General features: G+C 36.1%; 21 protein-coding genes. All 21 read left to right on the top strand.

All coding sequences use genetic code 11. The annotated features are described in order from the left end of the window. The first annotated feature begins 4 nt into the window (after positions 1-4). The 21 genes from WAX74_RS02475 to WAX74_RS02375 all read left to right on the top strand — a co-directional run bounded on the left by WAX74_RS02475 (position 5) and on the right by WAX74_RS02375 (position 25,528). Positions 5-2,212 (top strand): FtsK/SpoIIIE family DNA translocase, encoded by a 2,208-nt coding sequence (locus WAX74_RS02475; RefSeq protein ID WP_413788913.1) that lies wholly within the window; start codon positions 5-7, stop codon positions 2,210-2,212. A gap of 212 nt (positions 2,213-2,424) precedes the next feature. Continuing rightward, a complete protein-coding gene (locus WAX74_RS02470) occupies positions 2,425-3,153 on the top strand; it encodes a GntR family transcriptional regulator (RefSeq protein WP_336496064.1) in 729 nt (242 codons plus the stop codon). A 46-nt stretch (positions 3,154-3,199) separates the two neighbouring features. After that, positions 3,200-4,279: a BMP family lipoprotein gene (locus WAX74_RS02465; protein WP_336496063.1), complete on the top strand. Its 1,080-nt coding sequence runs from the start codon at positions 3,200-3,202 to the stop codon at positions 4,277-4,279. Between the two features lie 228 nt (positions 4,280-4,507). Further along, entirely contained in the window at positions 4,508-6,058 is a 1,551-nt protein-coding gene (locus tag WAX74_RS02460) for an ABC transporter ATP-binding protein (protein WP_336496062.1), read from the top strand. After that, complete coding sequence (locus tag WAX74_RS02455; protein WP_336496061.1) at positions 6,048-7,094, top strand: ABC transporter permease; 1,047 nt, start codon at positions 6,048-6,050, stop codon at positions 7,092-7,094. The genes WAX74_RS02460 and WAX74_RS02455 overlap by 11 nt, the downstream gene beginning before the upstream one ends. Position 7,095: 1 nt before the next feature. Continuing rightward, positions 7,096-8,055, top strand: coding sequence for an ABC transporter permease (locus tag WAX74_RS02450; protein ID WP_336496060.1), 960 nt, complete (start codon positions 7,096-7,098; stop codon positions 8,053-8,055). Positions 8,056-8,223: 168 nt separating this feature from the next. Then, positions 8,224-9,501, top strand: coding sequence for an EF-P 5-aminopentanol modification-associated protein YfmF (gene yfmF / locus WAX74_RS02445; RefSeq protein WP_336496059.1), 1,278 nt, complete (start codon positions 8,224-8,226; stop codon positions 9,499-9,501). Beyond that, on the top strand, positions 9,494-10,798 hold the full coding sequence (yfmH, locus tag WAX74_RS02440; RefSeq protein WP_336496058.1) for an EF-P 5-aminopentanol modification-associated protein YfmH: 1,305 nt from the start codon (positions 9,494-9,496) through the stop codon (positions 10,796-10,798). Before yfmF ends, yfmH begins: the two co-directional genes overlap by 8 nt. Then, positions 10,791-11,522: an elongation factor P 5-aminopentanone reductase gene (gene ymfI, locus WAX74_RS02435; RefSeq protein ID WP_336496057.1), complete on the top strand. Its 732-nt coding sequence runs from the start codon at positions 10,791-10,793 to the stop codon at positions 11,520-11,522. The genes yfmH and ymfI overlap by 8 nt, the downstream gene beginning before the upstream one ends. A 122-nt stretch (positions 11,523-11,644) precedes the next feature. Continuing rightward, entirely contained in the window at positions 11,645-12,451 is an 807-nt protein-coding gene (locus WAX74_RS02430; RefSeq protein WP_336496056.1) for a DUF3388 domain-containing protein, read from the top strand. A gap of 17 nt (positions 12,452-12,468) precedes the next feature. After that, complete coding sequence (locus WAX74_RS02425; protein WP_336496055.1) at positions 12,469-13,329, top strand: helix-turn-helix domain-containing protein; 861 nt, start codon at positions 12,469-12,471, stop codon at positions 13,327-13,329. A gap of 307 nt (positions 13,330-13,636) precedes the next feature. Next, positions 13,637-14,215: a CDP-diacylglycerol--glycerol-3-phosphate 3-phosphatidyltransferase gene (pgsA, locus tag WAX74_RS02420; protein WP_336496207.1), complete on the top strand. Its 579-nt coding sequence runs from the start codon at positions 13,637-13,639 to the stop codon at positions 14,213-14,215. A gap of 20 nt (positions 14,216-14,235) precedes the next feature. Then, entirely contained in the window at positions 14,236-15,492 is a 1,257-nt protein-coding gene (locus WAX74_RS02415; RefSeq protein ID WP_336496054.1) for a competence/damage-inducible protein A, read from the top strand. Positions 15,493-15,678: 186 nt separating this feature from the next. Then, positions 15,679-16,743, top strand: a complete 1,065-nt coding sequence (gene recA / locus WAX74_RS02410) for a recombinase RecA (protein WP_336496053.1) — start codon at positions 15,679-15,681, stop codon at positions 16,741-16,743. Between the two features lie 775 nt (positions 16,744-17,518). Further along, complete coding sequence (gene rny / locus WAX74_RS02405) at positions 17,519-19,081, top strand: ribonuclease Y (RefSeq protein ID WP_336496052.1); 1,563 nt, start codon at positions 17,519-17,521, stop codon at positions 19,079-19,081. A 54-nt stretch (positions 19,082-19,135) separates the two neighbouring features. After that, entirely contained in the window at positions 19,136-19,933 is a 798-nt protein-coding gene (locus WAX74_RS02400) for a TIGR00282 family metallophosphoesterase (RefSeq protein WP_336496051.1), read from the top strand. 84 nt (positions 19,934-20,017) lie between these two features. Next, complete coding sequence (locus tag WAX74_RS02395; protein WP_053589913.1) at positions 20,018-20,284, top strand: stage V sporulation protein S; 267 nt, start codon at positions 20,018-20,020, stop codon at positions 20,282-20,284. A gap of 291 nt (positions 20,285-20,575) precedes the next feature. Beyond that, positions 20,576-22,318, top strand: a complete 1,743-nt coding sequence (locus WAX74_RS02390) for a 2-oxoacid:acceptor oxidoreductase subunit alpha (RefSeq protein WP_336496050.1) — start codon at positions 20,576-20,578, stop codon at positions 22,316-22,318. Next, positions 22,318-23,184: a 2-oxoacid:ferredoxin oxidoreductase subunit beta gene (locus WAX74_RS02385; RefSeq protein ID WP_336496049.1), complete on the top strand. Its 867-nt coding sequence runs from the start codon at positions 22,318-22,320 to the stop codon at positions 23,182-23,184. The genes WAX74_RS02390 and WAX74_RS02385 overlap by 1 nt, the downstream gene beginning before the upstream one ends. Positions 23,185-23,546: 362 nt before the next feature. Beyond that, entirely contained in the window at positions 23,547-25,097 is a 1,551-nt protein-coding gene (gene miaB, locus WAX74_RS02380) for a tRNA (N6-isopentenyl adenosine(37)-C2)-methylthiotransferase MiaB (RefSeq protein WP_336496048.1), read from the top strand. After that, positions 25,094-25,528, top strand: a complete 435-nt coding sequence (locus tag WAX74_RS02375; protein WP_336496047.1) for a YlbF/YmcA family competence regulator — start codon at positions 25,094-25,096, stop codon at positions 25,526-25,528. Before miaB ends, WAX74_RS02375 begins: the two co-directional genes overlap by 4 nt. Positions 25,529-25,592: the final 64 nt, after the last annotated feature.

Below are 25,592 nucleotides of genomic sequence, written 5' to 3'. Positions count from 1 at the left end.
ATTAATGTATGAAATTATTGGGTTAATCGTAATAGGAATTGCTATTATTTCTTTCTATGAATATGGACTTGTTGGTAGAGGGTTAGCTTATATAGGTTATTTTCTATTTGGTAATTGGCATATTGCTGTACCCTTTTTATTAATTGTTTTTGCATTAATAATTATGATTAAACAAACATTTCCAGCTTGGAATCATCGACTTATATTAGGTTTTGCCTTTTTATTAAGCAGTCTTTTATTATTTAGTCATTTATCCCTCTTTGAGCAGCTATTCAATGGAAATGCATTGGTAACAAATTCTGTACTAAGAGAAAGCTATGGAGTATTAGTGGAAAGTGGAGGAATTATAGATAGAAGTAGTTCGCTTGGCGGTGGGATGATTGGTGCTATCCTTTTTGCCTCTTTTCATGTTTTGTTCGATGCTGCAGGCGCAAAAGTAGCTGGATGGCTATTGTTGTTCATAGGTATTGTATTAATAACTGGGAAAGCACTTGTCCCTTATTTAGTAGAGGTTTCTCCTAAATATAAAGAGTTGTTTAAAAAACGAAAGAAAAAATCGAAACCAGTAGTATCAGAAAGAAAAGCAAGAAGAACAAAGAAAGAGATTGCCCAGGAAGAAGCGGTTACTATCCATGAAGAGAAAACACACCATTTAGAAGAAACTGTGCAAGAATCTGCTCCAATCATTTCTGCATTTACAGAACGTATTTCTAAGAGGGAAGAGCCAAACGAACCTACTGAACCACTAGAAATAAATATGGAATCAGAGGTTATTGAAAATGAAGATTATCAGCTTCCATCGATTTCACTTTTAGATTCACCAACTCATAGTGACCAAAGTGGAGAATTAAATGCGATTCAGGCAAATGCAAAAAAATTGGAACAAACGTTTTTAAGCTTTGGGGTAAAAGCAAAAGTTACTCAGGTTCATTTAGGGCCAGCAGTTACTAAATATGAAGTGCTTCCCGATGTAGGAGTAAAAGTAAGCCGTATTGTTAGCCTACATGACGATTTAGCGTTAGCACTTGCGGCTAGAGATATTCGAATCGAAGCGCCAATTCCGGGGAAATCGGCTATAGGTATAGAAGTTCCAAACAAGGAAGTTGCAATCGTTAGCTTAAGTGAAGTGTTAGAATCGAAAGAAAATAACAAGCCTAACTTAAAACTACTAATAGGGTTTGGTAGAGATGTTACTGGACAAGCCGTATTAGCCGAATTAAACAAAATGCCTCATTTACTTGTTGCAGGTTCTACTGGTAGTGGTAAGAGTGTTTGCATCAACGGAATAATTGTCAGTATTATGATGCGTGCTAAACCTCATGAAGTGAAGATGATGATGATTGACCCTAAGATGGTTGAGTTAAATGTGTATAATGGGATTCCCCATTTGTTGGCGCCGGTCGTGACTGATCCAAGAAAAGCTTCACAAGCTTTGAAAAAAATTGTTTCGGAAATGGAAAGACGCTATGATTTATTTTCTCATACGGGAACACGTAACATAGGCGGTTATAACGAACACATTGATAAATGGAATGAAGAAAATGAAGAGAAACATCCAAAACTTCCATATATCGTAGTTATAGTAGATGAGTTAGCTGATTTAATGATGGTAGCTTCTAGTGATGTGGAGGATTCTATTACGAGACTCGCACAAATGGCACGGGCAGCTGGTATTCATTTAATAATTGCTACTCAACGTCCGAGTGTGGATGTTATTACAGGTATTATCAAAGCAAATATTCCTTCGAGAATAGCATTTGCAGTTTCTTCTGCCATTGATTCACGTACTATTTTAGACATGGGAGGTGCTGAAAAACTTTTAGGACGTGGAGATATGCTCTTCCTACCTGCTGGAAGTTCGAAGCCTGTCCGTGTACAAGGAGCATATTTATCTGATGCTGAAGTGGAACGAGTAGTAGATTTTGTAATTGAACAACAGAAGGCAAATTACCAGGAAGAAATGATTCCAGATGAAGTGGAAGAGTCTGCAGAACAACTAGACAGAGATGAGTTATATGAGGATGCATTGCAACTAGTAACTGATATGCAGACTGCATCTGTCTCCCTATTACAACGTCGTTTTAGAATCGGATACTCACGTGCTGCTCGAATCATTGATCAGCTTGAGATGGGTGGAGTTGTTGGACCCTATGAAGGAAGTAAGCCTCGTCATGTACTTATTTCAAAACAAGCCTTAGATGATGAAATATGATAAACTAATTGAATGATTTTTCGTTATTAGTATCACACAATTAAGATATAATATGACAAATTCCTTACAATAAGTTAAAGATTGTGTTAAATCTTTTATTCTAAAACGAAAAAATGTATTTATTTCGATCATTAAAAATGTTATAGTATGACTGATTAGTAGGAATCTTTTACATCTGAGGTCTGATCTCTTCAAAAATGGTGGTGTTTTCGTTGACAATTAAAATAGACCATCGTCATTTATATCTTCAAGTAATCGATCGTCTTAAACAAGACATTGACAATGGCATATTCAAAGAGAAGGAAAAGCTTCCTTCAGAATTTGAATTGGCTAAAACGCTTGGAGTTAGTCGTGCAACATTAAGAGAAGCGCTTCGCTTATTGGAAGAAGAAAATATTATCATTAGAAGACATGGTGTCGGAACATTTGTAAATTCAAAACCTGTATTTACTTCAGGAATTGAACATTTATCTAGTATTTCCTCCATGATTCGCAGTGCTGGGATGGAACCGGGAACTATTTATCTTAGTTCTATGCAGGCACTTGCTTCCGAAGATGAAATAAAACGCTTTCAATGTAGTGAAGAACAATCAATAATATCAATGGAACGAGTCCGTACTGCAAATGGTGAGCCAGTTGTATATTGTATAGATAAAGTTCCTGAAAATTACTTGCCAAATGATTTTCTTGTAAGAGAAGAAGGTTCTATATTTAACGCATTAGAGGAATCAGGCGATATTAGAGTTTCGCATGCAGTAACATTCATTGATCCAGTGGGTTATCATGAGATTGCTTCGCCGACTTTAAATTGTGAGCCAGAAACTTCATTGCTTATATTAAAACAACTTCACTACGATGAAAATGATCGTGTAGTTTTGTACTCGAAAAATTATTTTCGAGCAGATAAATTTAGCTTTCATGTTGTTCGGAAAAGGGTGTAAAAAGATATAAATTCCTGCTAATAAGAAAAAAATGGGGGTTTTCTATATGACAAAACGTAAATTTGGGTTAGGAATGTCACTTGTACTTGCTGCCGGAACAATTCTTGGAGCATGTGGTGCAAAGGACGAAGCTACTCCTTCAACAGGTAGTAAAGGTACAGATTCAACAGCAACCGAAACAACAGACTTTTCTTTAGCTATGGTAACAGATGTTGGTGGAGTTGATGACAAATCATTTAACCAATTAGCTTGGGAAGGTATTGAAGCATTTGGGAAAGAAAATGGTCTTGAAAAAGGTGACGGTGGCTATGATTACCTTCAATCTGCATCAGACGCTGATTATAATACAAACTTAAATAACTTAGTACGTCGCGACTTTGACGTAGTATATGGCATTGGTTTCTTAATGGAAAAGCCAATTGCGACTATTGCTGAACAACAAAAAGATGCTCAACTTGCACTTATTGATGGTATTGTTGATGCACCAAACGTTGCTTCTGTAATGTTTAAAGAGCAAGAAGGTTCTTTCTTAGCTGGTGTTGCGGCTGCTCTAATGTCAGAATCTAAACAAATCGGTTTCGTTGGTGGGATGGAAATTCCAGTTATCGAACGTTTTGAAGCTGGTTTCTTAGAAGGTGTTAAAGCTGTAGATCCAAGCATTAAAGTTGACGTACAATATACAGGTAAATTTGATGATGCAGCTCTTGGTAAAACAACAGCTAACCGTATGTATTCTTCAGGCGTAGATATTATTTTCCACGCAGCTGGTGGTACTGGTAATGGTGTATTTGCTGAAGCAAAAGAACGTAAAACAAAAGATGCAAATGCTAACGTATGGGTAATCGGAGTTGACTCTGACCAATACGAAGAGGGTGCAGTTGGTGATACTAACGTAACACTTACATCTATGCAAAAACGTGTTGATGTAGCAGTTCAAAATATTGCAAAAGAAGCAATGGCTGGTAACTTCCCTGGTGGGAAAACAGTAACTTATGGTTTAGCTGAAGAAGGAGTTGGCCTTGCTGATTCTCGCGGAGCTATTCCAGAAGATGTTCAAGCTAAAATTCAAGAGTTCTCTGATAAGATTGCATCAGGTGAAATCGTAGTACCTGAAACAGTAGAATAATAATGTTACGCATATCATAAAGACCGTATTAACGGTCTTTATGATTCTTTAATTAGTAGATGAAAGATTTTAAATATTTTAACTCTTTATTAGACTTTAAGAGTCTATTAATAGAATTTCAAGTTATTAAGTTTAAGGATTATAAAAAACTTTTCAATAATCTATTAGATGAAAATTTAAAGTCTTTCTTGTATTAATTTAGTACTAGTATAGTAGGGAGTGAATTCATTGGATTATGTAATTGAGATGCTTGGCATTCGTAAAGAGTTTGGATCGTTTGTTGCAAACGATAACATTACCCTTCAATTAAAAAAGGGAGAAATTCATGCTCTACTAGGAGAGAATGGAGCTGGAAAGTCCACTCTCATGAATATTTTATTTGGTCTATATCAACCAGAGGCTGGTGAAATAAAGGTTAATGGGAAATCAGTTAAGATTACTGACCCAAATGTAGCCAACGACCTTGGAATAGGTATGGTTCATCAGCATTTTATGCTTGTAGAAAATTTCACGGTAACTGAAAACATTATTTTAGGTAATGAGTTAACGAAGAATGGAACTATCAATATTAAAGATGCTGCAAAAAAAATCCAGAAATTATCCGAGATGTATGGTTTAGATGTTGATCCAAACGCAAAAATTGAAGATATTTCTGTAGGTATGCAACAGCGTGTTGAAATTTTGAAAACACTTTATCGTGGAGCAGAAATATTAATTTTTGATGAGCCTACTGCTTCATTAACACCTCAAGAAATAAATGAACTTATTCAAATTATGAAGAGACTCATCCAAGAAGGAAAATCTATTATTATAATTACGCACAAATTAAAAGAGATAATGGATGTTTCTGATCGAGTTACAGTAATTCGAAAAGGTGTGGGTATTGGAACGGTTATCACTGCTGAGACAAACCCAAATGAACTTGCATCCTTAATGGTAGGAAGACAGGTTGACTTTAAAACAATTAAGGAAGAAGCTCATCCTACAGAGGACTCGTTAATAATTAAAGATTTAATTGTTACAGATTACAGAGGTGTTGAGAAGGTAAAGGGGTTAAATTTAACGGTTCGTAAAGGGGAAATACTAGGGATAGCAGGAATTGATGGAAACGGACAATCCGAGTTAATTGAAGCTATTACCGGCCTTCGTAAAGTTAAGAAAGGTACTATTTCTATCAATGGACAAGATGTAACAAATAAAAAACCTCGTCAAGTAACAGAAGCCGGTGTTGGACATATCCCACAAGATCGTCATAAACATGGTTTAGTATTAGATTTTTCAATTGGTCATAATATTGCTTTACAAACCTACTATTTATCACCGATTTCTAATAAAGGGATTATGGATTATGGCAAAGTCTCCGAGCTAGCAAAAAAAGTTATAAATGACTTTGATGTTCGTACACAAGGTGAGGATTCTCTTGCGCGCTCTTTATCGGGAGGAAATCAACAAAAAGCAATTATTGGTCGTGAGATTATTCGTAATCCCGAACTTCTAATTGCAGCATTACCAACTAGAGGGCTAGACGTTGGTGCAATTGAATTTATTCACCAACGCTTAATCGAACAACGAGATAATGGAAAAGCAGTACTACTTCTTTCATTTGAATTAGATGAAGTTATGAATGTTTCAGATCGTATCGCGGTTATTCATGATGGTCAAATTGTTGACATTGTATATCCGAAAGATACAACGGAGCAAGAGCTTGGCTTGTTAATGGCAGGTCAAAGCATAAAAGAAATAGAAGTGAACCAGGGGGATAATCAGCATGTCGAATAGAGTGGTAAATATTCTTGTCCCTGTTATATCGGTTATTTTAGGATTACTTGTCGGTGCTATCGTCATGTTTGTTAGTGGATATGATCCAGTAAAAGGCTATATTGCATTATGGAATGGTATTTTTGGAGATTCATATGCAATTGGAGAGACAATCCGTCAAATAACACCATACCTTTTATCAGGTCTAGCAGTGGCTTTTGCATTCCGAACAGGATTGTTTAATATCGGAGTAGAAGGACAGCTTCTAGTTGGCTGGTTCGCAGCAGCATATGTAGGTGTTGCTTTCGATCTACCAATGTATATACATCTTCCATTTGCTATTATTGCAGCTGCATTAGCTGGTGCTATATGGGCGTTTATTCCTGGGTTATTAAAAGCGAAGTTGCAGGTTCATGAAGTTATTGTAACGATTATGATGAACTACATAGCACTTCATACAACAAATGCCCTTATTCGAATTATTTCGGATGGTGGTGATAATACAGGTACTATTAAAGAAACTGCTTCTTTGAAATCTGCTTTTTTTGAAAGCATGACTGATTTTTCACGTCTACATTATGGTATTTTCATCGCTCTTGCGATGGTTCTATTAATGTGGTTTATTTTAGAAAAAACTACTACTGGTTACGAGCTTAAGGCAGTTGGTTTTAACAAAAATGCTTCTCAATATGCTGGTATGAATGTTAATAAAAACATAATTTTATCGATGGTTATCTCTGGGGCTTTTGCTGGTCTTGCAGGAGCTATGGAGGCACTTGGTACATTCCAATATGCGAATGTAAAAGGTGGATTTACTGGAATAGGCTTTGACGGTATCGCCGTAGCCCTTTTAGGTGCGAATACTCCACTTGGGGTGGTTTTCGGAGCAACATTATTTGGTTCTTTAAAATATGGAGCTTTAAATATGCCGAACGCAGCAGGAATACCAGTTGAAATTGTATCGATTGTTATTGCAATAATTATTTTCTTTGTAGCTTGTGGTTACGTTATTCGCTATTTCCTTGAAAAAATGAACAAGAAAAAGGAGGCGAAATAATATGAGCTTTTTAGATGTTCTGTATTTCATTATTCCATCGGCGATTTTCTATGCTGCTCCATTAATCTTTACTGCAATCGGTGGGGTTTTCTCTGAACGTTCAGGTGTCATTAATATTGGACTTGAAGGTTTGATGGTAATGGGAGCATTTATTGGTATATTATTCAATTTAATGTTTGTAGATACTTTTGGAGCCTTTACTCCTTGGGTTTCATTACTTGCAGCTATGATTGTCTCTGCAATTTTTTCTCTAATGCATGCAGTTGCAGCAATATCTTTCCGTGCGGATCAAACTATTTCCGGGGTTGCGATCAATATGCTAGGTGTGGCAATTGCACTCTTCTCGGTTAAAATGATTTATGGTAAAGGTCAAACGGATTATATTCAAGAACGATTTATCCGATTTGATATTCCGTTTCTAAGTGATATCCCTGTGATCGGGCCAATGTTCTTTAAGGATGTATATTCCACTTCAATTTTAGCTGTAGCTATAGCAATTCTAGCTTGGTTTGTTATTTATAAAACTCCATTTGGATTACGATTACGTGCTGTTGGAGAACATCCAATGGCTGCAGACACAATGGGCGTAAATGTTACAAAAATGCGCTATATTGCGGTTGTTTTATCTGGAGCTCTAGCGGGTATAGGTGGAGCGGTTTATTCTCAATCTATCTCTGGAGAGTTCAGTCATACTACTATAAATGGACAAGGGTTCATGGCACTTGCTGCAATGATATTTGGTAAGTGGCATCCACTTGGAGCCCTTGGAGCAGCTCTATTCTTTGGTTTTGCTCAAGCACTAAGTATTGTAGGAGGGCAAATTCCATACATCGATCAAATACCAAGCTACTTCTTGCATATCCTACCTTATGTATTGACGATTTTAGCGGTTGCTGGATTTATCGGTAAAGCGTATGCACCAAAGGCAAGCGGAATTCCTTATGTAAAAGGTAAACGTTAAAATTCCTACAATTGCGAATCGTTTTCTAGACGGTCAAAGGAATTACCAAATATAGTTAAATCTGAAGAGGCCAAATTATTTGGTCTCTTTTATTTGGCATTGATTTAAAGGAAGATGTATAGTGAATAGAAGAAAGCGTAAACTATATAGAAAAAGGGGGATAACAACATGTTTCAGAAGTTTGAACTTGCACATGGTGTAAAGCTTTATGTTAGACCGACAGAACAATTTAAAACAATTAATATTTCATTTAAATGGAAACAACCGATTGCCGTTCAAGACGCAGCAATTCGTGCAGTACTTGCCAATATACTTCAATATAGTAACGAAATGTATCCTACCAATTCCGAATTTCGTAAACGCGTAGATGAGTTATACGGAGCAGTTTTATATTTCGATACGACAAAAAAAGGAAATAATCATATCTTTTCGCTGAATGCAGAAACCGTAAATGATGCATATTTGTCCAATGAAAAGGTAGTAGATGAAGTAATTTCTTTGCTCTCTACAGTAATTTATAAACCTCTTTTAGTTAATGGTAAATTTGTTGAATCAATTGTAAAACGAGAAAAGGAACAAGTCATAGAAAGAATTCAATCAATGTATGATGATAAAACTAGATATGCACAACAACGTCTATTGGAAAACATTCGCCCTAATCATCCGGCTTCCATATCTGCAAATGGAACGGTTCCTGCGGTTCAAGCAGTAACAAGTGATCAATTAATTGAAATGCATAGTAAATTATTGAATGATGATGAATTATCTATTTACATAGTTGGTGACTTAGATGTTAATGATATCAAAGGTAAAATTGAAAGTTATTTCCCGTTTACAAATCGTAAAGACAAGGTCCAAGCAAAACATGATACACAAAAAGTAGTTCAAAATAAGGAATTCTTACACGAAATACAAGAGATGAAACAAGGTAAATTACATATTGCCTATCACACTCCCATCACTTTCTTTTCTGAAGAATTTCCTATTATGCAGATGACAAATGGGATTTTCGGGGGATTTGCCCACTCCAAAATATTTATGAATGTTCGTGAAAAAGAAAGTATGGCTTATTACGCATCTAGTAACTATTCATCGATGTATGGTCTAATTTTTGTGTTAGCAGGCATTGACTCGAACTTGCAAGAAAAAGCAGTACAGTTAATTGATGAACAATTGAAAGTAATGCAAGCTGGTGAGATTACTGATTTAGAAATAAACCAAACGAGATCAATGTTAAAAAACCAGTTGAAGGAAGCTCTAGATTCTGCTCGAGCACAAATTGAAATTTATGACCAATACAAAGAATTGAATGAAAATTTTACAGTAGAAGAGTGGTTTGAAAAATGGTCCAATGTTACAAAAGACCAAATTCAACAAATGGCTACTAAGATAGAAAAGGAATTTGTCTATTTCCTATCTGGTAAGGATGGTGCAGATAATGAATAAAACATATTTTCAACAATTAGATGAAACTTTATACCACGAACAACTACCGAACGGACTAAATGTATATATTTTACCGAAAAAGGGATTTTCCAAAACATACGTGACCTTTACAACCAATTATGGATCAATTGATCGTGAGTTTATCCCTCTTGGCAAAGAGGAACCGGTCGTAGTTCCTGACGGGATTGCACATTTTTTAGAGCATAAAATGTTCGAAAAAGAAGAGGGCGATGTATTTCAGCAGTTCAGTGAAAAAGGTGCTTCGGCTAATGCTTTTACTTCATTTACTAGAACTTCTTATTTATTTTCGTCCACAGATCATGTGTTAGATAATACGAAAACATTGCTTGATTTTGTTCAACAGCCTTATTTCACAGAACAAACAGTTGAAAAGGAAAAAGGTATTATTGCCCAGGAAATCACAATGTATGATGACCAACCAGATTGGCGATTATACTTTGGTGCGATTGAAAACATGTATAAAGAACATCCTGTGAAAATTGATATTGCAGGTACAATTGAATCAATCAATAAAATTACTGCAGATCATTTATATGAATGCTACAACACGTTTTACCACCCATCAAATATGATGGTATTTGTCGTCGGTGCTGTTGATCCAGATATCATGATGAATTTTATTAAAGAGGATCAAGCTTCCAAATCATTCGAGAAACCACAAGAAATCAAAAGATTTTTCCCGAATGAGCAAGATTCTGTTAATATCCAAGAGCGAACGCTCCAAATGGATGTACAAAAACCAAAAGTAATGTACGGAATCAAATCAAATAATACTGATATTTTTGGCAATGAAATGTTAAATTATGAGCTTTCCATGCAGGTAGCAGTTGAATTAATTTTTGGCAGAACTTCATCCTTTTATCAAGATGTATATGAAAAAGGATATATCGATGAGTCGTACTCTGCTGATTATTCAATGGAACATGGCTATGGATTTACAATGATTGGTTCAGATTCTACTAATCCAGAAGCACTTGTTAATTCAATCAATCAAACAATCTTAGATAATCAGAATGAATGGAAATTCACGGAAGAAGACTTGAAACGAGTTACCCGCAAAAAAATAGGTTTCTTCTTACGTGCTTTGAATTCTATTGAATATATTGCAAATCAATTTACTCGATATTCGTTTAACAAGATGAATTTATTTGATGTGGTCCCTGCTTTAGAAAACTTAACGATGGAACAAGTAAAGCATGCGTTTGAATCGTTGACGAGCAAAGAAATGCATACGGTATTTACAGTTATTCCAAACGAGAAGTTGCTTAATGACTAACCAATTTGCTTTAGTCGTAGGTGCATCTGGGGAGATTGGTCATGCAATTAGCTATAAACTTGCTGAAGCCGGTTGGTCATTGTACTTACATTTTGCTACTAATGAAGAACGTGTAAAAAAATTGATGGCAGAACTAGATTCTGCTTATCCAGAACAAGAATTTATGCTTGTTCAAGGGGATTTAAGAAGTGCTACCTCTGTTGAAACTTTAATTGCATCTATTTTTTCACTTCAAACTATAATTTTTGCTCAAGGGCATAGTTTGTATAAAGGATTGGAAGAGACATCTTTACTTGAAATACGAGATCTGTTTCAAGTACATGTAGAACATCCTATCTATTTGGTCGGAAAACTTACACCAAAGCTTCGTAAAAATGAGAATGCTTCGATCGTTTTTGTAGGTTCCATTTGGGGAGATACTGGAGCTTCTTATGAAGTAGCGTATTCCGCTGCAAAAGGTGCCCAACATGCGTTTGTAAAAGCATATGCAAAAGAAGTTGCTTTGCAAAAAATTACTGTAAACGCTGTTGCTCCAGGTTTTATTGATACTAAAATGAATCATCATTTAGATGTTGAAGCACGGGAACTGTTATTAGAAGAAATACCTGCTGGTGTATTTGGTACTGCGGATGATGTGTCAAATGCCGTCGAATTTTTAGTGAGTGAAAAAGCATATTATATAACTGGTCAAATTATCCGGGTAAATGGTGGATGGTATATTTAATATGAAAAGAAAAGAGAGTTATTGTATCTCTTTTCTTTTTTTCTTTTATTCATCTCAAAAATCATATATGATAGAACTTATAATGAAATGAAACGTCATCTAAATAGAGAGGACAGATTACTATGGCAAGTGAGTGGTTTTTTGAATATGACATTCAAATAAATCGTCCGGGACTTTTGGGAGATATTTCTTCTTTACTTGGTATGCTAAGGGTTAATATCGTCACGATTAATGGTGTTGACGAAGGCCGTCGAGGAATGTTGATAAAAGCCGAAAAAAAAGAGAATATTGAGCGCTTTGAGCATATAGCTTCTACGATGGAAACGATTCAATTAACTAAATTTAGGGAACCAAAGTTAAGAGACCGTTTAGCAGTTAGACATGGCAGGTATATACAACGTGACGCAGATGATAAAAAGACATTTCGTTTTGTACGAGACGAGTTAGGCTTACTAGTGGATTTTATGGCAGAAATATTTAAGCAGGAAGGTCACAAGCTAATTGGAATTAGAGGGATGCCGCGTGTGGGTAAAACCGAATCAGTTGTTGCTGCTAGTGTCTGTGCTAACAAAAAGTGGATCTTTTTATCTTCTACAATGATTAAGCAAACGATTAGAAGTCAGCTTGCTGGAGATGAGTTTAGTGATCGAAATATATTTATTTTAGACGGTATAGTTACTAGAAAGTCGAATGATGAAAAACATCAAATGTTAGTAAGAGAAATGATGCGGATGCCTACTATTAAAGTAGTAGAACACCCGGACATGTTTATTCAACATTCGGAGTATTCGATTGATGATTTTGACTATATAATTGAACTTCGTCATAATCCAGATGAGGAAATCACGTACGAAATGATGGAGAAAAACCACGGAATGTCCGACAAAGGTTTAAGTGGATTTGGCGGATTTGGTGGATTTAATTTTTAAACGGGCAGGTGTTTTAAGTGACGGAACTAGGTGCTCGCTTAAAAGAGGCGAGAATAGCAAAAGGATTTAGTATTGATGATCTACAAGAAATAACAAAAATTCAAAAGAGATATTTGGCTGGAATTGAAGAAGGAAATTATGCAACTATGCCTGGTTCATTCTATGTGCGAGCTTTTATTAAGCAATATGCAGAAGCTGTTGGTTTAAATGGGGACGAATTATTAGACACTTATAAATCGGAGATTCCCACGCCAGTAAATGAAGAAGTTTCAAAAAATATAACTACAACTCCCTCTAGGAGATCTTTAGGTGGTCGTTCAACCAACAACTTTATGGAGATTTTTCCAATGATTGTAGTTGCACTTTTTGCAATCGCTATTATCGTGATTTTATGGTTTTTATTTCAAAATTCACCGAAAAATGATGAAACGGATCCGGTTAATTCTGATAATGGCTTAACTCTGGAGACGAAACCACCAAAAGAGGAAACTAATCCAGTTCCACCGACTGAGGAAGAAAAACCAGAGGAAGAAGAGCAAGAAGAAGTTGTAGAAGAACCTAAGCCAGAACAACAGTTAACATTTGTTGAAACACAAGGTGAAACAACAACATATGATTTAACTGGAGCAGAAGCTTATTTAGTCAAGATTGTAGCAACAAATAAAACTTGGTTGAATATTAGAGACCAGGATAATAAAATTTTAGTTGATCAGGCGGTTAATGCTGGTGAAACATTCGAGTTTGATGCAAGTGCTTTAACACGAGTACGAATTCGTTTAGGTCATACACCAGGAAACACGGTATTAATAAATGATCAATTAGTTGAGTTTAAATCCGCTAATACAACTCAAAATTTAGTAATACAGTTCAACAAATAGTCTTCTATTTAGATGGCTTCAGGTTGTAGACAAACTCGAATGTATTGGTTTTCCGAAGCTTACCGCGGGCGAGCGCCGAGGCGCCCATAGCGGTTCCTTCCCCTTTTACGTGTAGGGGTCTCGACTGTCTCGTTTTTCCCTCAGGAGTTCGAGCGGACGGTTCTCCAAAACAAAAAAGTGCTTCCTTATTATTTCTATATGCTCAGGAAGATAATCTACAGTATATAGACTAAATTTTGTCTTCAATCTGTAGCCATCTATTTAGATGGCTTTTTGTTCTTAAGAAAGGAGTTTTTAATAAATGAAAATGAATATTCCAAATCAGATTTCTATGTTTCGTATTTTTTTAATTCCAGTATTTATGTTTTTTATGCTTGTAGATTTTAACTGGGGGGAAGTTAGTTTCCTTGGAGCTACAATTCCTTTAGGACATTTAATTGGGGCAATTATTTTTATCATTGCTTCCATTACGGATTTCATCGATGGTTATTATGCTCGGAAATATAATCTCGTAACGAATATGGGGAAATTTTTGGATCCATTGGCGGATAAATTATTAGTTTCTGCTGCTCTTATTATTTTAGTTCAGTATGGTATGGCTCCTGCTTGGGTAGTAATATTAATTATTAGCCGCGAATTTGCTGTAACAGGACTACGTTTAATACTTGCAAACGAAGGAGAAGTAGTTGCTGCGAACCAGTTGGGTAAAATAAAAATGTGGACACAAATCATCGCAATTTCTTCATTGTTATTAGGCAATGTCTTTTTTGAAATGTTCTCTATCCCTTTTGATATGATTATGTTATATGTATGTCTCATTTTTACTTTATGGTCTGGATTTGATTACTTTTATTTAAACCGTAAAGTTTTACTTGACTCTAAGTGATAGGAAGGAAGTAGTGTTAGATGAAAGCAGAAATAATTGCTGTAGGTTCAGAATTACTGTTAGGGCAGATTTCCAATACCAATGCTCGATTTATTTCTTCTCAACTAGCTGAATTAGGAATCGATGTATATTTTCATACGGTAGTGGGTGATAACCCAAAACGATTACTCAATTCTATTGAGATTGCAGAAAATCGAGCAGATTTAATTATTTTTACAGGTGGTTTAGGTCCAACAAAAGATGACTTAACGAAAGAAACTATTTCTGCGCATTTAAACAAAAAGTTAGTACTTGATAAACAGGCATTACTATATATCGAAGACTTCTTTAAGAGAATGAATCGAGAAATGACCGAAAATAATAAAAAACAAGCATTAGTGCTTGAAGGATGCACAGTATTGCCAAATAAAAACGGTATGGCACCTGGGATGCTCTTAACGACAGAGAATCACTCGTATATACTTTTACCAGGACCACCAAAAGAAATGGAGCCTATGTTCCAATTTGAAGCAAAACCTTTACTTCCAAAGTTGTTCAATGAAGAAACAGTTATTTTGTCTCATGTTATGCGTTTTTATGGTATTGGTGAAGCAGAACTGGAAACGCGGGTACAAGACTTATTGGATAATCAAACAAACCCCACATTGGCCCCACTTGCTTCAGATGGAGAAGTTACATTACGACTAACAGCTAAAAGTAATTCAGAAGCAGAAGCATGGGAAAAAATTGAGCTTCTTCAAAAAGAGATTTTTGACCGTGTAGGCGAATATGTGTATGGATACAATAACGATTCTTTGGCATCTAAGCTTCAAGAGATATTAGTTGAAAATCAATTAACTATTTCTGCTGCAGAAAGCATGACTGCAGGGTTGTTTCAATCAGAAATTGCTGCAGTTAAAGGGATGGGTGCAGTATTAGTTGGTGGTATGATTACATATACCGAATCTATAAAAGTTAATCAACTTGGCGTAGAACAGCAAGTAATTGACGACTTTGGTGTAGTATCTAGCGAGTGCGCTGTGGCTATGGCAACTTGTATTAAAGAAAAATTTGATACAAATATAGGTATTGGCATAACAGGGGCAGCAGGACCAGATGCTCATGGTGGTCAGCCGGCTGGAACAGTATGGATAGGCATTGCATTAAACGATATGTCCCCAGTTTCGTATAAGTTAAGTCTTTCCGGTATGAGAAACACGAATAGATTGCGAGCTGTGAAATTTACTATTCATTACTTAATAAGATTACTTCGCGAGCAAGGTTATAAGACAATTTAACTTTATTAATTTATTTTCATTATCTAAAACGACCCAAAATTTAATTTTGAGTCGTTTTTAAGTCCAAAAATTAAATTGTCGTTAAAAATAAACGAATAAACGTTCGCTTTTTTCTTGAATATTTCTCAAATACCTAGTATAGTAGAGATAGAAATAAAAACAGATATCTTCTGAGGAGGAAAACAATTGGCTAATGATCGTAAAGCAGCTTTAGAAATGGCTTTAAAACAAATAGAGAAACAATTTGGTAAAGGTTCAATTATGAAACTTGGTGAAAAAACAGATAGAGAAATTTCAACTTCATCTAGTGGTTCTTTAGCACTTGATGCAGCTTTAGGAATAGGTGGATACCCAAGAGGTCGCATAATTGAAACATACGGTCCAGAAAGCTCTGGTAAAACTACAGTTGCTCTTCATGCGATTGCTGAAGTACAAAAAACTGGAGGCCAAGCTGCTTTCATTGACGCAGAGCATGCGCTAGATCCTGTCTATGCTCAAAAACTAGGTGTAAATATCGATGAACTACTTTTATCTCAACCCGACACAGGGGAACAAGCACTAGAAATAGCTGAGGCATTAGTACGCAGTGGTGCAGTAGAAATTTTAGTTATTGATTCTGTAGCAGCTCTTGTACCAAAAGCTGAAATTGAAGGTGAAATGGGAGATTCTCATATTGGTCTTCAAGCTCGTTTAATGTCACAGGCATTGCGTAAACTTTCCGGTGCTATTAATAAATCAAATACTATTGCGATCTTCATCAACCAAATTCGTGAAAAAGTTGGCGTGATGTTCGGTAATCCAGAAGTTACACCAGGAGGACGTGCACTTAAATTTTATAGCTCAGTACGTTTGGAAGTTAGACGCGCAGAAGCAATAAAACAAGGTACGGATATTGTAGGTAACAAAACGAAGATTAAAGTTGTAAAAAACAAAGTAGCTCCACCATTCAGAACAGCAGAAGTGGATATTATGTATGGGGAAGGTATTTCTCAAGAGGGAGAAATTGTTGACATTGGATCTGAAATGGACATTATCCAAAAAAGTGGTTCTTGGTATGCGTACAATGAAGAACGTATAGGACAAGGTAGAGAAAACGCAAAACAATTCCTTAAAGAAAATCTTGCAATTAAAAATGAAATATCACAAAAAATTCGTGAATCTCTTGGAATGACTGCAGCTTCATATACTATTGCCGGACATGAGCCAGAAGAAGAAGAGGAAGAATTCGAGTTATTATTAGATCAAGAATAATAATCGGAGGCGTTTGAGACTCCGATTAAAGACAAAAGGCAGTTGGAACGAGTTCATTCCAACTGTCTTTAATATTTTCTTCATTTCGGTCAATCAATCTCTATTATTAAGAGAGTAGTACTCTACAACTACCTATTTTTACTTCGTATATGACTTTGCCAACTACCTCAAAATTATCTTTTTTTCAATAGCATGAGCTGAAGACCCTGGACTGAGCGTAGCGAAATTAATTTTTGCGACGAGCTTCCGCAGGGGCATTGTTTTTTGTGACAAGCTTGCGCAGGAGCATTGTTTTTTTTGCGACGAGCTTGCGCAGGAGCAAGAGAAGCGGCTGAAGCCATGCCGACGAAAGCGTCTGCCTAGAACGGAAATCAACTGGGCCTAGATAAAAAGCGAGCGGTATGCTTCGGTAAACCAAAATAACCTATATAAAAATATTTCGAGTTTATCTACAACCTAGAAGTCTTGGGGGACTTTTTCCTATATTTAGAAAATGCTTATTAACTGTTAAAAGCCATTTGTATGTCTGAGGTATTCATTGTAGAAATAGAATACTTTTACAAGCAGATTTATAAGAAAATACTGTAGCTGACAAGTGGACATCTTTTGTTTTTCTTCATAATATTCCTCTCGATTCCTTGACAGAGTATTTCTACATCTATACAATTAAAATTGTATAATTTCTTTTACTAATACTATGATGAAAAAGGCAATATGCGTTAGCATATTTGTGCCGACTGAAACTTAAAAAGAATAGCAAATAGGGGGTGTTCGAATGCCATTATTGGAAATTATCATCTCCGCTTTGCTTGGTCTGATCGTCGGTGCCGTTGTTGGTTATATTTATCTGAAAAAAGTGAACGATTCAAAAGTGACTGGTGCAAATCAATCTTCTGCACTCATCTTAGATGAAGCAAAGCGAGAAGCAGAAGCATTAAAAAAAGAAGCACTATTAGAAGCCAAAGATGAAACTCACCAATTACGAATTGAAGCAGAATCTGACATCCGTGAACGCCGTATGGAACTGCAAAAACAGGAAAATCGGTTATTACAAAGAGAAGAGAATCTTGATCGTAAGGATGATGCTCTAAACAAGAGAGAAGTAGGTCTTGAGCGTAAAGAAGATGCTCTAACCGAAAGACAACAGCATATCGAACAGAAAGAAAGTAAAGTGGACGAGCTAGTTAATAAGCAACAAAGCGAACTAGAAAGAATCTCTACTTTAACACGTGAAGAAGCAAAAACAATTATTCTTCAAGAAGTTGAAAATGAGCTTGCTACAGATATCGCAGTAATGACGAAGGAATCTGAAACACGTGCGAAAGAAGAAGCAGATAAGAAATCACGCGAAATTCTTTCTTTAGCATTACAACGATTTGCAGCTGATCATGTTGCAGAAACAACTGTTTCTGTAGTTAATTTACCGAACGATGAAATGAAAGGTCGTATCATTGGTCGTGAAGGTAGAAACATTCGTACGCTTGAAACATTGACTGGTATTGATTTGATTATTGATGATACACCAGAAGCTGTTATTCTATCAGGATTTGATCCAATACGTAGAGAAACAGCCCGCCTAGCACTTGAAAAATTAGTACAAGACGGACGTATCCATCCAGCACGTATTGAAGAAATGGTAGAAAAATCAAGAAGAGAAGTAGATGAACAAATCCGTGAAATTGGTGAACAGACTACATTTGATGTTGGTGTTCATAATTTACATCCAGACTTAATGAAAATTTTAGGTCGACTTCGTTATCGTACAAGCTATGGACAGAATGTATTAAAACATTCTACAGAAGTAGCATTTTTAGCTGGTTTACTCGCAGCTGAGCTCGGTGAAGATGTTACATTAGCAAGACGAGCAGGTTTACTTCACGATATAGGAAAAGCTATTGACCATGAAGTTGAAGGTAGCCATGTTGAAATTGGTGTCGAACTTGCAAGGAAGTATAAAGAGCATCCTGTAGTTATTAATAGTATTGCTTCCCATCATGGGGATACTGAAGCCACTTCTGTTATTGCAGTATTGGTTGCTGCGGCTGATGCATTATCCGCTGCCCGTCCTGGCGCAAGAAGCGAGACATTAGAAAACTATATTCGTCGTTTAGAAAAACTAGAAGAAATTTCAGAGTCTTACGATGGCGTTGAAAAATCTTTTGCTATTCAAGCTGGAAGAGAGATTCGTATTATTGTTCGACCAGATCAAATTGATGACATCTCTGCTCATCGTTTGGCAAGAGATATACGTAAACGGATTGAGGAAGAACTTGATTATCCTGGTCATATTAAAGTGACCGTGATAAGAGAGACTAGAGCAGTAGAGTACGCTAAATAGAAGAAAGGCTTCTAAACGAAGCCTTTTTTTCGTGAGAGAGGACGTAAGTAGAATTTGAAAATATTATTTATAGGTGACATCGTGGGTTCTATTGGAAGAGATACATTAGAAAGCTATTTACCAAGACTTAAAAGAAAATATAATCCAGACGTAGTAATTGCCAACGGGGAAAATGCTGCGGCTGGGCGAGGGATTACAAAAAACATCTTCCAAGGTTTATTGCATATGGGTGTAGATGTTGTAACAATGGGTAATCATACATGGGATCAGAAAGAAATCATGGACTTTATAGATGATACTGACTATTTAATTCGACCTGCAAATTTTTCTGAGGAAGCACCAGGTAAAGGAATGACATCAATTACTAAAAATGGACAAACTGTTTCCGTTATTAATATACATGGCAGAACTTTCTTACCACCTCATGATGACCCTTTTAAAAAAGTTTCGGAGTTAGTAGAAGAAGCAAAAAAATTATCGCCCATTATTTTTGTAGATTTCCATGCAGAAGCGACAAGTGAAAAAATTGCTTTTGGTTGGCATTTAGATGGAAAAGCATCTGTAGTTGTAGGTACGCATACACATGTACAAACAGCTGATTCCCGCATTCTGCCTGGAGGTACTGCTTATATAACAGATGTAGGTATGACTGGACCATACGATGAAGTATTAGGTATGAAAAAAGAAGATGTATTATATCGATTCCAAACGAATATGCCAACTCGTTTTGAAGTACCAAAAAGTGGTCGTTCTGTGTTAAGTGGCTATTTTGTAGAGGTAGATGGTGCTACGGGAAAAGCGGTTCATCAAGAACGTGTTTATATAAACGATGACTATCCGTTTAAAGGCTAGAGCGTCTAAAAAATTACTCCGATGCATACGTTAGATTATGGACGAAAGCAAGTTCATAATCTAGCGATAAAAGGAGAAATGATAGTGGATTCTTTAAAAGTATCTTCTCGTTCAAACCCAAATTCCGTTGCAGGTGCTTTAGTAGCAGTAATTAGAGAACAAGGGTATGCAGAAATGCAAGCAGTAGGAGCTGGTGCATTAAATCAGGCAATTAAAGCAATTGCCATAGCAAGAGGATTTGTTGCACCGAGTGGAACTGACTTAACTTGTTCGCCTGCTTTCACGGATATTATTATTTCAGGTGAAGATCGGACAGCTTTGAAGTTATTGGTAGAAAAAAAGACAAAATAAATTCAAAGTGTTGATTCACTGATAAGCGTTCATATTTAGCTTGAGGTGCTTTCTTTGAATATAGATATTGTCAAATACCACAAAGTCGCTACATAATTTGTAGCGGCTTTACTTATGAGCAAATTTTAAAAGATACATACATAACGATTTTCTGAATAATTTGTGACGGTGCAATTCCGTCAAAGGTCTGAATTTCACTAAAAAAACTCTGAATACATAGTGAATATGACTACTTCGTGATAAACTAATGAAGGAAAAAAGCATTCAACCAGATAGTAAGGAGATGTTTATATGTTGCAACAACTTTCTTGGAAAGTAGGCGGGCAGCAAGGAGAGGGTATTGAAAGTACTGGTGAAATTTTCTCAATGGCGATGAATCGCCTTGGATATTACCTTTACGGATATCGTCATTTCTCTTCTCGTATTAAAGGTGGACATACGAATAATAAAATCTGTGTACGACCTACTCAAGTTCGTACCATACCAGATAATTTAGATATACTAGTAGCATTTGATCAAGAAACAATTGATGTTAATTACAAAGAACTTACAGAGAAAAGTATTATATTAGCAGATTCTAAGTTTTCTCCAGTTTCTCCTGAAGATTGTCTGGCACCTATGTATATAGTTCCATTTACAGAGATTGCAGCTGAACTTGGTACTTCCCTTATGAAAAACATGGTGGCAATTGGGGCAACTTCCGCTTTATTAAATTTAGATAAAGCAGTTTTCCAAGGTGTAGTAGATGAAATATTTGGTAAAAAAGGAACAGAAGTAGTAGAAAAAAATATGCAAGCCATTCAACAAGGCTTTGATATTATGGCAGAACAATTAGGTGACCGATTAGGGGAATGGGAACTGGTTGCAGCTGATGGGAAACACCGTATGTTTATGATTGGAAATGATGCTATAGCACTTGGAGCATTAGCAGCAGGAGTACGCTTCATGGCGGCTTATCCAATTACACCAGCTTCTGAAATTATGGAATATATGATTAAAAAGCTCCCACTATTCGGTGGAGCAGTTATTCAAACAGAAGACGAAATTGCCGCAGCTACAATGGCTATAGGTTCTAACTACGGTGGTGTACGTGCTTTTACAGCATCTGCAGGACCAGGGCTATCTTTAATGATGGAGGCAATCGGGCTTTCTGGTATGACAGAGCAACCACTTGTTATTGTAGACACTCAACGCGGAGGACCTTCTACAGGACTTCCAACAAAACAAGAACAGTCTGACTTAATGCAAATGATTTATGGTACACATGGTGAAATACCAAAAGTGGTTATAGCACCAAGTACAGGGGAAGAAGCATTTTTTGATACAATTCAAGCGTTTAATATTGCAGAAGAGCTTCAATGTCCTGTCATAATCTTATCCGATTTACAACTTTCACTTGGTAAACAAACTGTTGAGCCATTTGATTATTCTAAAATTGAGATCCGTCGTGGTAAATTAGTTCAAAATGAAGAAGTTCCTGTATCGGAGGATAAAGCTTACTTCAAACGTTTTGAAGTCACAGAGGATGGTATTTCACCACGTGTTCTTCCAGGTACAGAACATGCTATTCACCATGTAACAGGCGTAGAGCATGATGAAACAGGAAAACCGTCCGAAGCTGCTACTAATCGTAAAGCACAAATGGACAAACGTCTTGGTAAGCTAAAAAATATTAATTTTAGTGAACCTGTTTATGTAAGTGCTCCTTATGAAGAGGCAGATATTTTATTTGTTGGTTTTAACTCCACAAGAGGAGTGCTAGAAGAATTACAACAAACATTTATTGCTCAAGGATTTAAAGTGAATCATGCGCATATTCGGTTAATTCATCCATTCCCAGTGAATGAAGTACAGCCACTTGTTGCGAATGCAAAAAAAGTAGTAGTAGTTGAAAATAACGCTACAGGACAATTAGCAAATATTTTAAAAATGAATGTTGGCGGTCATGATAAAGTCATTAATGTAACGAAATATGATGGAACACCTTTCTTACCATTCCAGCTTGAAAAACAAGTAAAGGAGTTGCTTAACTGATGGTAACATTTAAAGATTTTCGCAATAATGTAAAACCTAACTGGTGCCCAGGATGTGGTGACTTTTCTGTTCAAGCAGCTATTCAACGTGCTGCAGCAAATGTTGGTATTCAACCACATGATTTAGCAGTAATATCTGGTATTGGTTGTTCTGGACGTATTTCTGGCTATATTCACTCTTATGGTTTCCATGGGATTCACGGGAGAGCGCTTCCTATTGCTCAAGGTTTAAAGATGGCGAACAAGGATCTTCACGTCATTGCTTCTGGTGGAGATGGTGATGGTTTTGCTATCGGAATTGGTCATACTATTCACTCCATCCGACGTAATATCGACTTAACATATGTAGTAATGGATAACCAAATTTACGGCCTAACAAAAGGGCAAACTTCCCCACGTTCTGCAGAAGGTTTTAAAACTAAGTCAACACCTGGTGGAGCAATTGAGCCTTCTCTTAAACCGCTTGAATTAGCTCTTACTTCTGGGGCTACTTTTGTTGCTCAAGGTTTTTCATCCGATATTAAAGAGTTAACTGCGATTATTGAAGCTGGTATTAACCATAAAGGTTTCTCTTTTATTAACGTGTTTAGCCCTTGTGTAACGTACAATAAAGTAAATACGTATGATTGGTTCAAAGAACATTTAACAAAGCTTTCTGATGTAGAAGGCTACGATCATACGAATCGAGAAGATGCTCTGAAAGTAGTAATGGAAACTGAAGGACTCGTAACAGGAATCATTTATCAAAATGAAAATGCACCTTCCTACCAAGAGCAAGCTCCTGGTTACGCACAAACTCCTCTTGTTGATCAAAATTTGAAAATGAGCGAGCAAGAATTTAACACATTGTTACAAGACTTTATGTGATATAGAAGACATTCAAGGTATCTCTTAGCGAGTATGTGAACGATATTTCGTTCACATACTCGCTTTTTTTCTGGTCTCTGTTGATTTCCGCCCCCCTCGCTACGCTCAGTGCGGGGTCTTTTCACAGCAGGAGTCGCCGCCTGAAACGAAAATCAATTATTGTATTTTACAATTAAGCCTTTCTTCTATAAAAAAATCATTTTCCTAAAATAAATGTTTAAATGTGGAAAAGACCGTTTGCTAGTCTCTTGTGTCTAATTTACAACTTTTAAGGTTTATACCTTGTAGCAATGGAGTGGTATTAAGTATAATAATAGGATGGATATTCGTGCTATTTACGAATGAAAGAAAGGAGCGTTCTCATGAACGAAGAATCACGATTATTAAGTAATCAAATCAAAGAACCTAATTCTCCGGACAAAAAATCCGAGAAGGATTATAGTAAATATTTTCAAACAGTCTATACACCACCATCCTTAAAAGAAGCAAAAAAAAGAGGTAAAGAAGATGTAGCTTACCATAACGATTTTGCTATAGCCGAAGAGTTTAGAAGAATGGGTCAAAATCGCAAGTTTTATATTCGCACATATGGTTGTCAAATGAACGAGCATGACACAGAAGTAATGGCGGGTATATTCCTGCAACTGGGTTATGAACCAACAGATACTGTTGACGATGCAAATGTGATTTTACTCAATACATGTGCAATACGTGAAAATGCTGAAAATAAAGTATTTGGTGAGCTTGGTCACTTAAAACATCTGAAGCAGAACAACCCTGATGTATTAATCGGTGTCTGTGGATGTATGTCGCAAGAAGAATCAGTAGTGAACAAAATTTTAAAAACTTACCATCAAGTGGATATGATTTTCGGTACACACAATATTCATCGTTTGCCTAACATCTTAAACGAAGCTTATCTTTCAAAAGAAATGGTAGTAGAAGTTTGGTCAAAAGAAGGCGATGTAATTGAAAACTTACCGAGAGTAAGAAAAGGGTCTATTAAAGCTTGGGTAAATATTATGTATGGCTGTGATAAATTCTGTACATATTGTATCGTGCCTTACACGCGTGGAAAAGAACGTAGTCGACGTCCAGAAGATATTATTCAAGAAATTAGACATCTTGCAGCTCAAGGGTATAAGGAAGTGACCTTATTAGGTCAAAACGTAAATGCATACGGTAAAGACTTTGAAGATTTAGATTATCGTTTTGGAGATCTAATGGATGATCTGCGTAAAATTGATGTAGCTCGTATTCGTTTCATGACGAGTCATCCAAGAGATTTTGATGATCATCTAATAGAAGTACTTGCAAAAGGCGGAAACTTAGTAGAACATATTCATTTACCAGTTCAATCTGGTTCTTCTGATATTTTAAAAATAATGGCTCGTAAATATTCAAGAGAACATTATTTAGAACTTGTTCGAAAAATTAAAGATGCCATTCCGAATGCGTCTTTATCAACAGATATTATTGTAGGATTCCCAAATGAGACGGATGAACAGTTTGAAGAAACAATGACTTTATATAAAGAAGTTGGATTTGAAATTGCTTATACGTATATTTACTCGCCTCGAGAAGGAACTCCAGCTGCAAAAATGATTGATAATGTACAGATGGAAGTAAAAAAAGAAAGATTGCAGCGTTTAAATAAACTAGTGAATGACATGTCTGCCGCAGCGATGAAAAAGCATGAAGGACAAATTGTGGAAGTGTTAGTAGAAGGGGAAAGTAAAAATAATCCTGATGTACTAGCAGGTTACACAAGAAAGAGTAAGCTCGTTAACTTTAAAGGTCCAAAAGAAATTATTGGTCAGTTAGTACAAGTTAAAATTACAGAAGCAAAAACTTGGTCACTTACTGGAGAATTAGTTGAAGTATCAAATGAACATAGGGTGGGAATTTCATGACTACAAAGTATTCAAGAGACGAAATTATTGAAAAAGCAAAAGAAATAGCTACAATGATTGCTAATACTGAAGAAGTAGATTTCTTCAAACGAGCAGAAGCACAAATAAATGAAAATCAGCAAGTTCGTGAAAAAATTGCAAGTCTGAAAAGCTTACAAAAACAAGCAGTAAACTTTCAACATTTAGGAAAAGAAAAAGCACTGAAAATGATTGAAGGTAAAATTGAAGCAATTGAAGCTGAAATTGACGATATTCCTATAGTTCAAGAATTTAAGCAATCACAAGGAGATGTAAATAGCTTACTTCAATTAGTTGCAAATTCTATCTCTAATAATGTAACGAATCAAATTATTGAAACAACTGAAGGCGACTTATTAAGAGGGGAAACTGGATCTCAAGTAAGAAACTCAACTCCAGGTAGCTGCTCTTAATGAATACTAGAAAGAGAATGTATATGAATCTTTATAAGATTCATGTATGTTCTTTTTTCTTATA

The sequence above is a fragment of the Psychrobacillus mangrovi genome (assembly GCF_037104765.1).
In the GTDB taxonomy this organism is placed as follows: domain Bacteria; phylum Bacillota; class Bacilli; order Bacillales_A; family Planococcaceae; genus Psychrobacillus; species Psychrobacillus mangrovi.
This window is presented reverse-complemented; position numbering and strand designations above follow the sequence as displayed.

Excerpts from the sequence above, each read along its gene's own strand:
- WAX74_RS02475 (WP_413788913.1), top strand. The coding sequence starts at position 5 with ATGTATGAAATTATTGGGTTAATCGTAATAGGAATTGCTATTATTTCT.
- WAX74_RS02465 (WP_336496063.1), top strand. The coding sequence starts at position 3,200 with ATGACAAAACGTAAATTTGGGTTAGGAATGTCACTTGTACTTGCTGCC.
- WAX74_RS02455 (WP_336496061.1), top strand. The coding sequence starts at position 6,048 with ATGTCGAATAGAGTGGTAAATATTCTTGTCCCTGTTATATCGGTTATT.
- WAX74_RS02450 (WP_336496060.1), top strand. The coding sequence starts at position 7,096 with ATGAGCTTTTTAGATGTTCTGTATTTCATTATTCCATCGGCGATTTTC.
- yfmF (WP_336496059.1), top strand. The coding sequence starts at position 8,224 with ATGTTTCAGAAGTTTGAACTTGCACATGGTGTAAAGCTTTATGTTAGA.
- yfmH (WP_336496058.1), top strand. The coding sequence starts at position 9,494 with ATGAATAAAACATATTTTCAACAATTAGATGAAACTTTATACCACGAA.
- ymfI (WP_336496057.1), top strand. The coding sequence starts at position 10,791 with ATGACTAACCAATTTGCTTTAGTCGTAGGTGCATCTGGGGAGATTGGT.
- WAX74_RS02430 (WP_336496056.1), top strand. The coding sequence starts at position 11,645 with ATGGCAAGTGAGTGGTTTTTTGAATATGACATTCAAATAAATCGTCCG.
- pgsA (WP_336496207.1), top strand. The coding sequence starts at position 13,637 with ATGAATATTCCAAATCAGATTTCTATGTTTCGTATTTTTTTAATTCCA.
- WAX74_RS02415 (WP_336496054.1), top strand. The coding sequence starts at position 14,236 with ATGAAAGCAGAAATAATTGCTGTAGGTTCAGAATTACTGTTAGGGCAG.
- rny (WP_336496052.1), top strand. The coding sequence starts at position 17,519 with ATGCCATTATTGGAAATTATCATCTCCGCTTTGCTTGGTCTGATCGTC.
- WAX74_RS02390 (WP_336496050.1), top strand. The coding sequence starts at position 20,576 with ATGTTGCAACAACTTTCTTGGAAAGTAGGCGGGCAGCAAGGAGAGGGT.
- WAX74_RS02385 (WP_336496049.1), top strand. The coding sequence starts at position 22,318 with ATGGTAACATTTAAAGATTTTCGCAATAATGTAAAACCTAACTGGTGC.
- miaB (WP_336496048.1), top strand. The coding sequence starts at position 23,547 with ATGAACGAAGAATCACGATTATTAAGTAATCAAATCAAAGAACCTAAT.
- WAX74_RS02375 (WP_336496047.1), top strand. The coding sequence starts at position 25,094 with ATGACTACAAAGTATTCAAGAGACGAAATTATTGAAAAAGCAAAAGAA.